This is a genomic window from Cronobacter sp. HA18003 (assembly GCF_011605905.1).
In the GTDB taxonomy this organism is placed as follows: domain Bacteria; phylum Pseudomonadota; class Gammaproteobacteria; order Enterobacterales; family Enterobacteriaceae; genus Cronobacter; species Cronobacter sakazakii.
The window spans coordinates 458,242-471,282 of record NZ_JAANQO010000021.1 but is presented as its reverse complement, the minus strand read 5'-3'; the positions used below and the strand labels follow the sequence as shown (position 1 = coordinate 471,282).

Sequence of the window (13,041 nt, the reverse complement as noted above, 5' to 3'; positions counted from 1 at the left end):
CCCCGCTGCGGCGGGGAATTGTTTTCCCGTAAGCGAAATGACGCGATTTTATTTTGATAATAAGCGGAATGCGGGTATTTTTGTGATGCATTTCGCGAAGTGAAAGTGATTTGCCACCCATTTTAAACATAAAATTAACATTATATTTAAATCTTAGTATTCAACCCTCCGATTCTTACCTAATATCGATGTTGCTTTCGCCAAGGACATCGTCATTTCAACACGTAAATAGAGGCCAGCAGAGCCTCCACAACACAGACAGGTACAGGAAACGAACATGTCAGAACAGATCAAAGTGGCTGATGCTGCTGAGGCACCGGCTGAGCAGTCGCTACGGCGCAATCTAACCAATCGTCATATCCAGCTAATCGCTATCGGCGGCGCTATCGGCACCGGGTTATTTATGGGTTCCGGCAAAACCATTAGCCTCGCCGGCCCGTCGATCATTTTTGTCTATATGATCATCGGCTTTATGCTCTTTTTCGTCATGCGGGCGATGGGCGAGCTGCTGCTCTCTAATCTCGAATATAAATCGTTCAGCGATTTCGCCGCCGATTTACTCGGCCCCTGGGCGGGGTATTTTACCGGCTGGACATACTGGTTCTGCTGGGTGGTCACCGGCATGGCGGATGTCGTGGCCATCACGGCTTATGCGCAGTTCTGGTTTCCTGGGCTTTCGGACTGGGTCGCGTCGCTGGCGGTGGTCGTGCTGCTGCTCTCCCTTAACCTCGCCACCGTGAAAATGTTCGGCGAGATGGAGTTCTGGTTCGCGATGATTAAAATCGTCGCCATCGTCGGGCTTATCGTGGTCGGGCTGGTGATGGTGCTGATGCACTTTAAATCGCCGACCGGCGTTGAAGCGTCCTTTACGCACCTGTGGAATGAGGGCGGCTGGTTCCCGAAAGGGCTGAGTGGGTTCTTCGCGGGCTTCCAGATTGCGGTCTTCGCGTTTGTGGGGATTGAGCTGGTGGGCACCACCGCCGCCGAAACCAAAGATCCGGAGAAATCACTGCCGCGCGCGATCAACTCGATTCCGGTTCGTATCATTATGTTCTATGTCTTCGCGCTGATTATTATTATGTCCGTGACGCCGTGGAGTTCCGTCGTGCCGACCAAAAGCCCGTTCGTGGAGCTGTTTGTGCTGGTGGGGCTGCCGGCGGCGGCGAGCCTGATTAACTTCGTGGTACTGACCTCTGCGGCCTCTTCCGCCAACAGCGGCGTCTTCTCCACCAGCCGTATGCTCTACGGTCTGGCGCAGGACGGCGTGGCGCCGAAAGCGTTCGCGAAACTCTCTAAACGCGCCGTACCGGCGAAAGGGTTGACCTTCTCCTGCATCTGCCTGCTGGGCGGTGTGGTGATGCTCTATATCAACCCGAACGTCATCACCGCGTTTACGATGATCACCACCGTGTCGGCTATCCTGTTTATGTTCGTCTGGACCATCATCCTGTGCTCTTATCTGGTGTACCGGAAGCAGCGTCCGCAACTGCATGAGAAATCGATCTATAAAATGCCGCTCGGTAAACTGATGTGCTGGGTCTGCATGGCGTTCTTCGTGTTTGTTATTGCGCTGCTGACGCTGGAAGACGACACCCGCCAGGCGCTGATGGTGACGCCGCTGTGGTTTGTGGTGCTGGGCGTGTGCTGGTTGTTTATCGGCAAGAAACGTCTGGCGAACTTCCGCCGCTAAGCCATAAAAAAAGGGCCCACGTATCGGGCCCAAAAGGTCAAGTTACTGAGGCGCTCGACAGGGCGCCTTTTATTTTTCGCCTGCGAGGGCACGCGGGAAAAGGGTGTTGTTCTCAAGGCTGATGTGGTTCATCAGATCGTCAATCAGCTCATTGATGCCGTTATACAGCGCGCGCCAGGTCGTGCAGGCCTCCGGCGGCGGCGTCACGTTATTCGTGGTGTGCTTAATCACCTCCAGCAATTCTCCCGCCTCGTCGTGCTCGCTCTCCATCACGCTAACCGGCCCCGCCGCCTGGCTGCCCATGCCCTGTTTAATCATCGGGAACAGTACGCGCTCCTCTTTCATCATGTGGCTCGTCAGCTCTTCATGCAGCAGGCTCAGATACTTCGCGAGCCCCTTCGGCACGCCCGGTTTATCAGCGTGAACACGTTCCACTTTGGTGGCCTGCAAAATCAGCTCTGGTAACTGCTCACGGTGGCGGTCGTGGTAGCGCACGAGGATGTGCTCGATGATTTCAGCAAGCGGCGCGGCTTGCCAGTCCTTCTCCAGCGGTGTTTCAGCCAATGCCGCCAGTTCGCTTTCAATCACATCCAAATCGAGCGCCTGGCGCGTCGCCGCGCGCAGCAGCGTCTGTTTGCCGCCGCAGCAGAAATCTAGGTTGTATTTACGAAACAGCGCAGAGGCGCGCGGGATGGTTAACGCCAGTTCGCCAAGGGGTTGGTCACGGAAGGCCATAGCAGTACCTCACTCAGGATTTATTAAGATGCATATTAAATGCATCTTTAAGGCGAGGCTATAACCCTTTCGGGGAGGGGGATTAAAATGTGAGGTGTGTCACAAAAATATTTTGCCAGCTAACTGGCTGATCGCTATCAGGAAATAACTGGAAACCGCGCTCCACGCCGCTTTGCTGATTAAACAACCTGAATGACCTGCCGATAGATACACCCTGGATTACACCTGCAAAAAGGTCTTTCATGTTTAAACGTATAAAAGTCATAACCCTTTTAATTACCGTATTGATCGTTCTGGGCGCGATGCAGCTTATCGCGGCAGGCGTTTTTATCTCTGCGCTCAATAACGACAAAGACAACTTTAACGTCTCGCAAATCTCCAGCCAGAACGTGGCGGAATTTACCGACGCCTGGATAAGCCTCAACCAGACGCGCGTCACGCTTAACCGCGGCATGCTGCGTCTGCAGGGCAACATGGCGAACCAGATTAACGGCGGCCAGCTCAGTCAACTGGTTGATACCGCGAATAAACTGCTGGCGGAAGCGCAGAGCCATTACGACAAATACTATGGCCTGCCGGAAACGCCGGGCATGGACGAGCGTCTGGTCGATCGTCTGGAAGAGCAGTACCGCGTCTACTCCTCAACGCTTGCGCAAATGAACAAATTCCTGGCCGAAGGCAATCTGGAAGGGATGTTCAAGCAGAATGCCGAGCAGAAGCAGAACGCCATGCAGGTCGTTTATCGCGAATGGCGCGCCGAGCAGGCGAAGCTTGCCAGTAAAGGCGTGAAAGACAACGAAAGCGACTACGAGCGCATTCTGTGGATCCTGTCGGCGATTATGGTAATGGTGCTGGCTGTGATTATTATCAGCTGGGTGGCGATGCGCCGTGTGCTGCTGCTGCCGCTGCATGACGTCATGGGTCACATTCGTGCGATTGCCGCAGGCGATCTGACGCAGCCTATCGATGCGCAGGGCCATAACGAAATGGCGCTGCTGGCGCGCAACGTTCACGAGATGCAGCAGGCGCTGGCCCGAACGGTCAGCACCGTGCGCGACAGTACCGACACTATCTTCACCGGTGCCAGCGAAATTTCCGCAGGTAGCAACGATCTCTCTTCACGCACCGAGCAGCAGGCCGCGTCGCTGGAAGAGACCGCCGCCAGCATGGAACAGCTGACCGCGACCGTGAAACAGAACGCCGACAACGCCCGTCAGGCGACGCAACTGGCGCGTACCGCGTCGGAAACCGCGCTGAAAGGCGGGGAAGTGGTGGATGGCGTCGTTCGCACCATGGACGAAATCGCCGCCAGCTCTAACCAGATCGCGCAGATAACCAACGTGATCGACGGCATCGCGTTCCAGACCAACATCCTCGCCCTCAACGCGGCGGTGGAAGCGGCGCGCGCAGGCGAGCAGGGCCGTGGTTTTGCGGTGGTGGCGGGCGAAGTCCGTACGCTGGCAAGCCGCAGCGCGCAGGCGGCGAAAGAGATCAAAGCGCTTATCGAAAACTCCGGCAACCGCGTCGATGCGGGCTCGCAGCTGGTGCGCGAAGCGGGCGAAACCATGAAAGAAGTGGTCGGCGCGGTGACGCGTGTGACCGATATCATGGGGGAAATCGCCTCGGCGTCCGATGAGCAGAGCCGCGGTATCGATCAGGTGGGCCTGGCGGTCTCCGAGATGGATAAAGTGACGCAGCAGAACGCCGCGCTGGTGGAAGAGTCCGCCGCCGCCGCAGCAGCCCTTGAAGATCAGGCCGGCAAGCTCAATGAAGCGGTCGCGGTGTTTAAACTCAACCGCGCCCAGGCGCGCGCGGCGAGCGTTGCGCCGCAGGCGTCATCCTTCAGCGCGCCAGCGCCGGTGGCGAGCCTCAAAGCCGCACCGGCTGGCGGCAGCGACAACTGGGAAACGTTCTAAGCCTGAAGGCCCGTCACCGACGGGCCTTTTTTTATGACGCCTCCTGCGTCACGCGCTCCGCGACCGGCACGATTTTCACCCGCACCGCCATCACCACGCCTGCGGCCAGCAGAGCGATGCCGGTCAGGGTCAGCAGTGGCGGCAGACTCTGGCGCAGCAAAAAGGTATAGAGCAGCCCGGCCAGCGTTTCAAAGACGATAAGCGGGCCGAGGATCACGGTCGGCAGGCGCTGGCTTGCGATATTCCAGCACAGCGCGCCAATCCACGAGCAGCAGAGCGCAATGGCGATCATCAGGCCAATAAACACGCCAGGACGCGGGCCGAAGGGCAGCGCGAAACCGCTGTTATTGGCCGAAAGCCACAGGCACGCGGCGATATAACCCACCAGCGAGACGGGCAATGTCACCAGCCCCTGCGCGGTCGCCCACATCATCGGGTGCTTGTCGGGGTTTTCCCGCAGCCAGCGGGCGTTACGCAGCGCATACCACGCCCAGCAGACAACCGACACGCTTGCCAGCGCGATGCCGCTTGCGTAACGGCCCGGCGTAAAGCCCGGCAAACCGTGGCGCAGCTCGGCGAAATTGACGCAGACCAGCCCGCAGAAAATCGCCGCCAGCGCCGGGCACAACCGCCGCCAGGGCAGCCTGCCGTCGCGACGGCTGTAGAGCAGATTGGCGAAGACCGGGATGACCACCGGCAGCGTGCCGATGATCATCGTGGAGACCGGCGCGCCGGTGCGCTGAATGGCGCTCGCAAGGCAGACGTAATAGATAAGATTGCCCATCATGGTCAGCGCCAGCGCGGTCAGCCAGTCGCGCGCGGTAAGCTGTTTTAACCGCCCGCGGCCGGCCCACGCCAGCGGCAGCGCCAGCAGGCCCAGCGCCAGGTAGCGCCCCATCGACTGCAATACCGCCGGGTATTCCGGCACCAGCAAAGGGCCGACGAAAATCAGCCCCCACATCATCCCCGCCAGCAGGGCATACAACACACCCGTTAACATCATCACCACCCACGTCGCTGTTTATTGCCTGAGTGTAGCGGCGGGTGAAAACGGGCGTCTTGTACCAGCTTGCTGCGCATCAGCTCAGATCGTGCAGATCTTTGCCGTTGGGTGGCCCGAGATGAAAATCGGAAAAGACGATCTCAAGCCCGGCGCGCGACGGCGAACAGCACATCGCGCCGAGGAAATAGCGCTCCGCTTGCGGAAACGGGCACAGGCGCAGCAGCGGCCAGGTGTCGCCGTCGGTGGAGTATTGCAGGCGCAGGCTCTGGTTCTGGTGCGTCAGGCGCAGCCAGAAGTGCTTCTGTGCGGCGGGGAAAATGCCGGTCGCCCAGTCGGAGCGCTCAAGCGTCAGCACGCTGCCTATCATCGGCTGCGCGTCGTTATACTCAATACCCGCTTTCAGCCAGTGTTGCTCATCCGCCATCAGGAACAGCCCCGCCTGATCATATAGCGTGGTGAAATCGCCCTCGACGCGCACCTGGAAGGTAAACTCACCGGCAACCTCCGTACCGAACACGTGCCCGGAATGGCGCTGAAAGCCATACCAGGTGGTTTGCCAGAAATCGGTTTGCGCATCGGTGGTGACATGCAGCGCGTCACTTTCGCGCCGCCAGCGTGCGGGTTCATTCAGCCAGCGCCAGTTCGCCAGATTTTCCATCACTCTTCTCCCTTACAACGGTGTCTGAATTATAGCCGGGCTGAAGATCTGGCGAGCCACCTGTTTCTGGTAGCGTGCGGGCGTAATGCCGTAGCGGCGGGTGAAGGCGCGGGTGAGGTGCGGCTGATCGGTAAGGCCCACGGCCGCCGCGACATCAGCGGCGGGCAGGCCAGCGGCGAGAAACTGCTTGGCGCGCCACAGGCGCACCGCCATCAGCATCTGGTGCGGCGTGACGTCATAGCACGCTTTGAACTGGCGCTGGAAATGATAAGGGCTTAACGCCGCTTCGGCGGCAATCTCATCGAGCGTCAGCGGCAGCATGTAGTTTTCGTAGAGAAACTCGCGTACCCGGTCGAAGCGGTGCGCGCCTTCGGCAGCCTGCGGCGCATGGCGCGCATACGGACGGAAGGTGTCGATAAGATCGAGCAGCAACCCCTGCTGCGCGAGCGTATCCGGCGCGGACCAGAGTGCGGCGATAAGCTGGCCGGTCTGGCGGGCGCGTAGCGGATCGTGACGCTCCACCTCGGCAAACCACCAGTGACGCTCGCCGGTGAGCTGCGCCAGCGTCTCGGGCTCCAGATAAATCATCCGGTAGCGCCAGCCCTGCTGGGTCGCCGCTTCGCCGGTGTGCAGTTCATCGGGGTTCATGGTGACGAGCGAATTCACCGCCGCCACGTGCTGCGCGCCGCGGTAGCGAAAGCGCTCGGCGCCAAGCTCAATCGCGCCGATGCCAAAGGCTTCATGGGTGTGGGGCTCAAAAGCGTAATGCGCGATATGGGCGTGATAAAGCTCCACGCCCGGCAGCGCAGGCAATTGCCGGAAGCGGGCGCTGTCGCGTTCGTCGGTGAACTGATCGGGTACGCCGTGCACAGGAGCTCTCCACGAAGGGTAAGTCCCCATTATAAGAACAACGGTGGCCTTCGCCACCGTAATTAACAATTAATTAACCTGGCGGTTATTCGATGCGGGAGAGGTCGGCGTCGTTGCAACCGGCGTTGCGGCACTCGCGCTCAATGCTTTTCAGCAGCGCAATACGAGCGGCCATTTTTTCGTTGGCGCAGCCGAGCAGCAGCGTGGAGCCTTCCGCGCACTCGTGATCGCGCACTTTCAGCCAGGAGATCTGGGCGTTTTTCACGACCTGTTTCTGCGCAGGCGAGAGCACGGACATGGTGTTTTTATATTGCTGGTTGAGGTCGCGGTCGCCCTGAACCATTTCCAGCGCGGCGCAGTAGGTGGTGTCATACGGGCTGCGCGGATTGTCACAGCTCATGGACCACGCGGCGGCGCTGCACAGCAGCAGCGGAAGTGCGAGAAGGTGTGCTTTCATGAGGATCCCTGTTTTCGGTTTATTGTTTTGAGCGCCTGTGGCAGGCGCTCGCATTGTATCCGGCAGGCACAGGGAAAGCAGCCTGCCAGATTTAATATTACGGTTTGAGGCTCTCACGCAGGCTCGCTTCAAGCGAGGTGGTCGGGCGGCCAATGAGCGCGCTGAGCTGGTGGCTGTCATCAAACAGGCCGCCTTTGGACGCGCCGATATCGGAATCCGCGAGCAGTTTCGCAAAGCCTTCCGGCAGGCCCGCGCCCGTGAGCGCCGCGGCGAAATCCGCCTCGCTCAAATTCTGATACGCGACCGTTTTGCCGGTCTCTTTACTTAACAGCGCGGTTAAATCGCGAAGCGTCCAGGCGTGGTCGCCCGCCAGTTCGTAGACGCGCCCGGCCTGGTTATCGAGCGTCAGCACTTTGACGGCGGCTTCGGCGTAATCCTGACGGCTGGCGGACGCAATTTTCCCGTCGCCTGCGCTGCCGATAAACACGCCGTGCTCAAGCGCGGGCGGCACGCTCGCCAGATAGTTTTCGGTGTACCAGCCGTTACGCAGCAGCACATAAGGAATACCGGCATCCGCGAGCATCTTTTCAGTAGCGACATGTTCTTCGGCAAGCCCCAGCGGCGAGCGATCGGCATGCAGCAGGCTGGTGTAAGCGATGAGTTTCACGCCTGCGGTTTTCGCGGCGTCGATAACATTACGGTGCTGCGTCGCGCGCTGGCCGATTTCACTTGATGAGATGAGCAGCAGCTTTTCCACGCCCGCGAGTGCCGCGGTGAGCGCCGCCGCGTCATTATAATCAGCCGCGCGGACCTGGACGCCTTTGGCGCTGAGCGCGGCGGCTTTCGCCGGGTTGCGGACAATCGCGACAATCTCCTGTGCCGCAACGGTGTTCAGCAGGGTATCAATCACGCGCTGGCCAAGCTGGCCGGTAGCGCCGGTAATCGCAATCATGGTCTTTTCCTTTGTCTCGGTTGGGTGTTGTGGCACACTATCACTCAAACTAACTTTTAGTAAGTACGTACAAAAAGGTAAGTATGAAATGACCCGTTCTACCCTGAGTGAGCAGTTACGCGACGGCAATCTGTTCGCCGAAGAATGCCCGTCACGCGATGTGCTGAAACATGTGACCAGCCGCTGGGGCGTGCTAATCCTGGTGGCGCTGCGCGACGGCACGCACCGTTTCAGCGATCTGCGCCGGAAAATGGGCGGCGTGAGCGAGAAGATGTTGGCGCAGTCGTTACAGGCGCTGGAGCAGGATGGTTTTGTCGATCGCGTCTCGTATCCGGTGGTGCCGCCGCATGTGGAATACAGCCTGACGCCGCTCGGCGTGGAGGTGAGCGAGAAGGTGGCCGCGCTGGCCGACTGGATTGAAGTTAATCTGCCGCAGGTGCTGGCGAACCGTGGGGAGCAAGCGGCCTGAGCGCCGGGTTTTGGCGATGAAAAAAAGATGCCGGGTGCGGCTGCGCCTTACCCGGCCTACGGGGGGAGTGGTTGGCCTGAGTGCCGGGTGCGGCTGCGCCTTACCCGGCCTACGGGGGGAATGGTTTGCCTGAGTGCCGGGTGCGGCTGCGCCTTACCCGGCCTGGGAGGGGATTGGTTGGCGTGAGTGCCGGGTGCGGCTGCGCCTTACCCGGCCTGGGAGGGAATGGTTGGCGTGAGTGCCGTTACTTCGACAGATCCAGCTGATACACCGCAAAACCGATATCGTCTTTGCCGACGCTGGTCATCGGGTATTGCGCTTTCTCTTTGATGAACGCCGCCGCTTTGTCAGAAGGCGAGGTTTCAAAGCGGATATCCAGCTTGTGGTTGCCTGCAATCGGCGCGAGACTCCAGTTGTTATCCGCCGCCGGGTGAATTTCACCCGCGCGTTTGGTTTCGGCACCAATCCACGCCGCCAGCACCGCGCGGTTCTCGTCCGGCGATGCAAACGCGATATGGCTGTCGCCGGTGCCGGCAAACTTGCCGCCATAAGCGCGATAGTTATTGGTGGCGACCAGGAACGTCGCGTTCGGATCGATAGGCTTGCCGTTAAACGTCAGGTTTTTGATGCGTTCCGCTTTCGGGTTGATCGTCTGGCATTCACCGTCATAGCGGGCGGGCTGCGTCACGTCTATCTGATAATTTACGCCGTCGATAACGTCGAAGTTATAGGTGCGAAAACCGTCCCAGTTCAGCAGCGACTGCGGCTTCGTGCTGTTGACGTCAATCTGATTAAACTGCCCGGCGGAGCACTCCAGCCACGCTTTTACTTCCGCGCCCGTTGCCTTCACCACCACCAGCGTGTTGGGGTAGAGGTAAAGATCGGCGGCGTTACGCAGCGTCAGCTGGCCTTTTTCCACTTCCACAAAGCTTGCCGGATCGTTTTTACGCCCGCCCACTTTAAACGGCGCAGCGGCGGAGAGCACCGGTAACTGCGCCAGATCCGGATCGCCCTGAATAAAGTGTTCCACGTAAGCTTTCTGCGCGTTGTTCACCACCTGCACGGTTGGATCGTCCTGCACCAGCGCCAGATAGCTGTACATCGGATCGGCGGATTTCCCGACCGGCTGGCTAACAAATTCGCGCGTGGCGTCGTGATCCGCTTTCAGCACTTTCACCAGCGCCGGATCTTCAGCGGCGAGCGATTTCTTCGCCTGGGTGTCGTAGATCGGGCGGGCTTCGGCTTTGCTTTGCGTCACTTTCCACTTGCCGCTGTCGTTATTCAGCACCAGATCGACTATCCCCAGATGATCGCCCCACATGCCCGGCATTACCGCCGGTACGCCGTTCAGCGTGCCTTTGGCGATATCCGCGCCTTTGATGGCGGCGAAATCTTTACCCGGGAACACCGCGTGCGCATGGCCGAAAAGAATGGCGTCCACGCCCGGCACCTGGCTTAAGTAGTAGACCGAGTTTTCCGCCATCGCTTTATATGGCTCGGCGGAAAGCCCCGAGTGCGCCACCACCACCACCAGATCGGCGCCTTCCGCGCGCATTTGCGGCACATATTTACGGGCGGTTTCGGTGATATCGTTGACGGTGACTTTGCCGCTGAGATTCGCCTTATCCCAGGTCATTATCTGCGGTGGCACAAACCCGATGTAGCCAATTTTCAGCGTATGCGGTTTGCCGTCTTTGTCCTTTACCTGAGTTTCTTTAATCAGATACGGCGTAAAAAGCGGCTTTTGGGTTTTGGCATCAATGATGTTCGCGTTGACGTAGGGGAATTTTGCGCCTGAAAGCGCTTTATGCAGGTAATCGAGGCCGTAATTGAATTCATGGTTGCCGAGGTTGCCGACGGCGTAATCCAGCGTGTTCAGCGCTTTGTAGACCGGATGCACGTCGCCGTCTTTCAGGCCCTTCGCGGCCATGTAATCGCCAAGCGGGCTGCCCTGAATGAGGTCGCCGTTATCCACCAGCACGCTGTTGGCGGCCTCCTGGCGCGCGGCTTTGATTAAGCTTGCGGTACGCACCAGACCGAATTTTTCAGTGGGCGCGTCTTTGTAATAGTCAAAGTCCATCATGTTACTGTGCAGGTCGGTGGTTTCCAGGATGCGCAGGTCCACCGTGGCGGCGTTCACGCTGGCGGCAACCAGCGTGGCTATCATCGTTGCACTAAACTTAATCATCAGGCAGGTCCTTTTTTTCAGAGCGAAGCCACAAAAGTTTATGTATCTATCGTTTGTTGCTTACAAAAATGTGAATCCTGCCAGAAAAACGGGCAGGGAAACCGGAATCGCTTCACAGATAGCGGAACAAGACGCAATGCGATATAAAAATCATATCGATAAAACAAGGTGTTAAATCCGCAGCCGGGACGGACTGCGAAACGAGAAAGAGGTGGATGACAATGTTAGAACAGATTTGCCAACTGGCGCGCGAAGCCGGCAGCGCCATCATGGAAGTCTACGAGGGTCACAAACCGCTGGAAGCCACCCAAAAGGTTGATGATTCGCCGGTGACGGCGGCGGATATCGCAGCGCACGCGGTGATTGTCGCCGGGCTGAAAGCGCTGACGCCGCAGGTGCCGGTGCTCTCCGAAGAAGATCCGCCAGGCTGGGACGTGCGCCAGCACTGGCGGCGCTACTGGCTGGTGGACCCGCTCGACGGCACCAAAGAGTTTCTCAAGCGCAACGGCGAATTCACCGTTAATATCGCGCTGATTGAAGACGGCAAGCCGGTGCTTGGCGTGGTCTACGCGCCGGTGCTGAACGTCATGTACAGCGCGGCGGAAGGCAAGGCGTGGAAAGAAGAGTGCGGCGTGCGCAAGCAGATCCAGGTGCGCGACGCGCGTCCGCCGCGCGTGGTGATAAGCCGCTCGCACGGCGATAACGCCGAATTGCAGGACTATCTGCAGCAGCTTGGCGAACACCAGACCACGTCGGTAGGCTCGTCGCTGAAGTTCTGCCTGGTGGCGGAAGGAGAAGCGCAGCTTTATCCGCGCTTCGGGCCGACGAATATCTGGGATACGGCTGCGGGTCACGCCGTGGCGGTCGCCGCCGGGGCGCAGGTTCACGACTGGCAGGGCAAAACGCTGGATTACACGCCGCGTGAGTCGTTCCTGAACCCCAGCTTCCGGGTCACTATTTACTGAGTAACTGTTGCAGCAGGTTCATGACCTGCTGCACTTCTTCCTGGGTCAGGCCGCCATCTTTCGCGTACCGTACGCGCCCGTCTTTATCCAGCACCACAATCGCCGAGCTTCCCGGCTCAAGCTTCCAGGCTTTCTGGGCCACGCCGTTACTGTCGACGATAAACTGCGACCACGGATACTGCTGTTTATTGCTCTCTATGCTGTTGCGAACAAACATGCCGGTGCCGGGAATGGCGTCGTCGCTGTTCACAATCGTTGTGGTCTGGTAGCGGTCGTGCGGGAATTTCGCGGCTTTGATGGCTTCAATCAGCCCCGCATTTTTCTCTTTTGCCGAGGTGCGCCCGGCAATATGTTGCAGCACTCGCACTTTTCCAGGTAACTGCGCGCTGTTCCAGTTTTTGTAGCTAAACTGATCTTTATTCAGCATCAGCTCGCCTTTGTCGTTAATGCCGATGGGCGGCACGCGGTCGTTCTCTTTGAAGTTATGTGCCGAGGCCATCAGCGGCAGCAGCAGGCAGCTCAGCGCCAGCATTCCGCGCAGGGTCATAGGTGGCTCCTTTTTCGATTTTGCAGGTGATCGGACCACTTGGGCCCATTGCTTTTTAGCTTAATTGTTAATTTTCTGTTTTCACGCAACCACAGTGCCAGTTTGCGGGCGAACGCACAGAAACCGTTAAAAAAAGCGGCATTCTCCTGCGCTCCGTAGAGTTTTGAAAAGAAAATTCTGAAAGAATGTAATAAAAGCGTAAATAAAGTCAGGCAGAGTGGGTGCTCCCGAACTTCTGGTCTATAGTCATCTGGCAACAAATTTTGCGTCTTAATCATGATGGTCCAAATGTGGCACCACGAGGGCGTAATTCAGCAGGAGAGAACAATGAAAATTTTCCAACGTTACAACCCGCTTCAGGTGGCGAAGTACGTGAAGATCCTGTTTCGTGGACGGTTGTATATCAAGGATGTTGGCGCTTTCGAGTTCGATAAAGGCAAAATCCTCGTCCCGAAAGTGAAGGACAAACAGCACTACTCCGTCATGTCCGAAGTCAACCGTCAGGTTATGCGTCTCCAGACCGAGATGGCGTAACGACAGCGTTGTACGTATGCAGTAAGACAAACGGCCCCGATGGGGCCGTTAGTGTTT

13 protein-coding genes are annotated in these 13,041 nt (G+C 58.4%); 5 read left to right on the top strand and 8 right to left on the bottom strand.

Translation table 11 applies throughout. The features are described from left to right. Positions 1 to 277 precede the first annotated feature (277 nt). The gene (gene cycA / locus G6041_RS13360) at positions 278 to 1,690 is read left to right on the top strand and encodes a D-serine/D-alanine/glycine transporter (RefSeq protein ID WP_004385314.1); all 1,413 of its coding nucleotides are present in this window, start codon (positions 278 to 280) and stop codon (positions 1,688 to 1,690) included. 69 nt (positions 1,691 to 1,759) lie between these two features. Here cycA and ytfE read toward each other — a convergent pair whose 3' ends face one another. After that, positions 1,760 to 2,425 carry an iron-sulfur cluster repair protein YtfE gene (ytfE, locus tag G6041_RS13355; protein WP_012123699.1) on the bottom strand — a complete coding sequence of 222 codons (666 nt, stop codon included), beginning with the start codon at positions 2,423 to 2,425 and terminating at the stop codon, positions 1,760 to 1,762. Between the two features lie 242 nt (positions 2,426 to 2,667). On the opposite strand from ytfE, the gene G6041_RS13350 reads away from it, so the two are divergent. Beyond that, positions 2,668 to 4,341, top strand: coding sequence for a methyl-accepting chemotaxis protein (locus tag G6041_RS13350; RefSeq protein ID WP_012123701.1), 1,674 nt, complete (start codon positions 2,668 to 2,670; stop codon positions 4,339 to 4,341). 31 nt (positions 4,342 to 4,372) lie between these two features. Here G6041_RS13350 and G6041_RS13345 read toward each other — a convergent pair whose 3' ends face one another. The 5 genes from G6041_RS13345 to G6041_RS13325 all read right to left on the bottom strand — a co-directional run bounded on the left by G6041_RS13345 (position 4,373) and on the right by G6041_RS13325 (position 8,281). Further along, a complete protein-coding gene (locus G6041_RS13345) occupies positions 4,373 to 5,341 on the bottom strand; it encodes a DMT family transporter (protein WP_041460677.1) in 969 nt (322 codons plus the stop codon). A gap of 79 nt (positions 5,342 to 5,420) precedes the next feature. Beyond that, entirely contained in the window at positions 5,421 to 6,002 is a 582-nt protein-coding gene (locus tag G6041_RS13340; RefSeq protein ID WP_012123703.1) for a DUF1349 domain-containing protein, read from the bottom strand. A 12-nt stretch (positions 6,003 to 6,014) separates the two neighbouring features. Then, positions 6,015 to 6,872, bottom strand: coding sequence for an AraC family transcriptional regulator (locus G6041_RS13335; RefSeq protein ID WP_041460364.1), 858 nt, complete (start codon positions 6,870 to 6,872; stop codon positions 6,015 to 6,017). A gap of 85 nt (positions 6,873 to 6,957) precedes the next feature. Continuing rightward, positions 6,958 to 7,329: a lysozyme inhibitor LprI family protein gene (locus tag G6041_RS13330; RefSeq protein ID WP_004385319.1), complete on the bottom strand. Its 372-nt coding sequence runs from the start codon at positions 7,327 to 7,329 to the stop codon at positions 6,958 to 6,960. Positions 7,330 to 7,426: 97 nt separating this feature from the next. After that, positions 7,427 to 8,281, bottom strand: a complete 855-nt coding sequence (locus tag G6041_RS13325; protein ID WP_012123706.1) for an SDR family oxidoreductase — start codon at positions 8,279 to 8,281, stop codon at positions 7,427 to 7,429. Positions 8,282 to 8,369: 88 nt separating this feature from the next. Here G6041_RS13325 and G6041_RS13320 point away from each other — a divergent pair, with 88 nt between their 5' ends. Then, positions 8,370 to 8,750, top strand: coding sequence for a winged helix-turn-helix transcriptional regulator (locus G6041_RS13320; RefSeq protein WP_004385321.1), 381 nt, complete (start codon positions 8,370 to 8,372; stop codon positions 8,748 to 8,750). 244 nt (positions 8,751 to 8,994) lie between these two features. Here G6041_RS13320 and G6041_RS13315 read toward each other — a convergent pair whose 3' ends face one another. After that, the gene (locus tag G6041_RS13315; RefSeq protein WP_012123708.1) at positions 8,995 to 10,938 is read right to left on the bottom strand and encodes a bifunctional 2',3'-cyclic-nucleotide 2'-phosphodiesterase/3'-nucleotidase; all 1,944 of its coding nucleotides are present in this window, start codon (positions 10,936 to 10,938) and stop codon (positions 8,995 to 8,997) included. Positions 10,939 to 11,159: 221 nt separating this feature from the next. On the opposite strand from G6041_RS13315, the gene cysQ reads away from it, so the two are divergent. Further along, a complete protein-coding gene (gene cysQ, locus G6041_RS13310) occupies positions 11,160 to 11,903 on the top strand; it encodes a 3'(2'),5'-bisphosphate nucleotidase CysQ (RefSeq protein ID WP_004387560.1) in 744 nt (247 codons plus the stop codon). On the opposite strand, the gene G6041_RS13305 is transcribed toward cysQ, so the two are convergent. Beyond that, entirely contained in the window at positions 11,893 to 12,450 is a 558-nt protein-coding gene (locus tag G6041_RS13305) for a YtfJ family protein (RefSeq protein WP_012123710.1), read from the bottom strand. The genes cysQ and G6041_RS13305 overlap by 11 nt on opposite strands. A 327-nt stretch (positions 12,451 to 12,777) precedes the next feature. Between G6041_RS13305 and G6041_RS13300 the strand changes: the two genes are divergently transcribed. After that, positions 12,778 to 12,984 (top strand): DUF1107 domain-containing protein, encoded by a 207-nt coding sequence (locus G6041_RS13300; RefSeq protein WP_004387562.1) that lies wholly within the window; start codon positions 12,778 to 12,780, stop codon positions 12,982 to 12,984. Positions 12,985 to 13,041 lie beyond the last annotated feature (57 nt).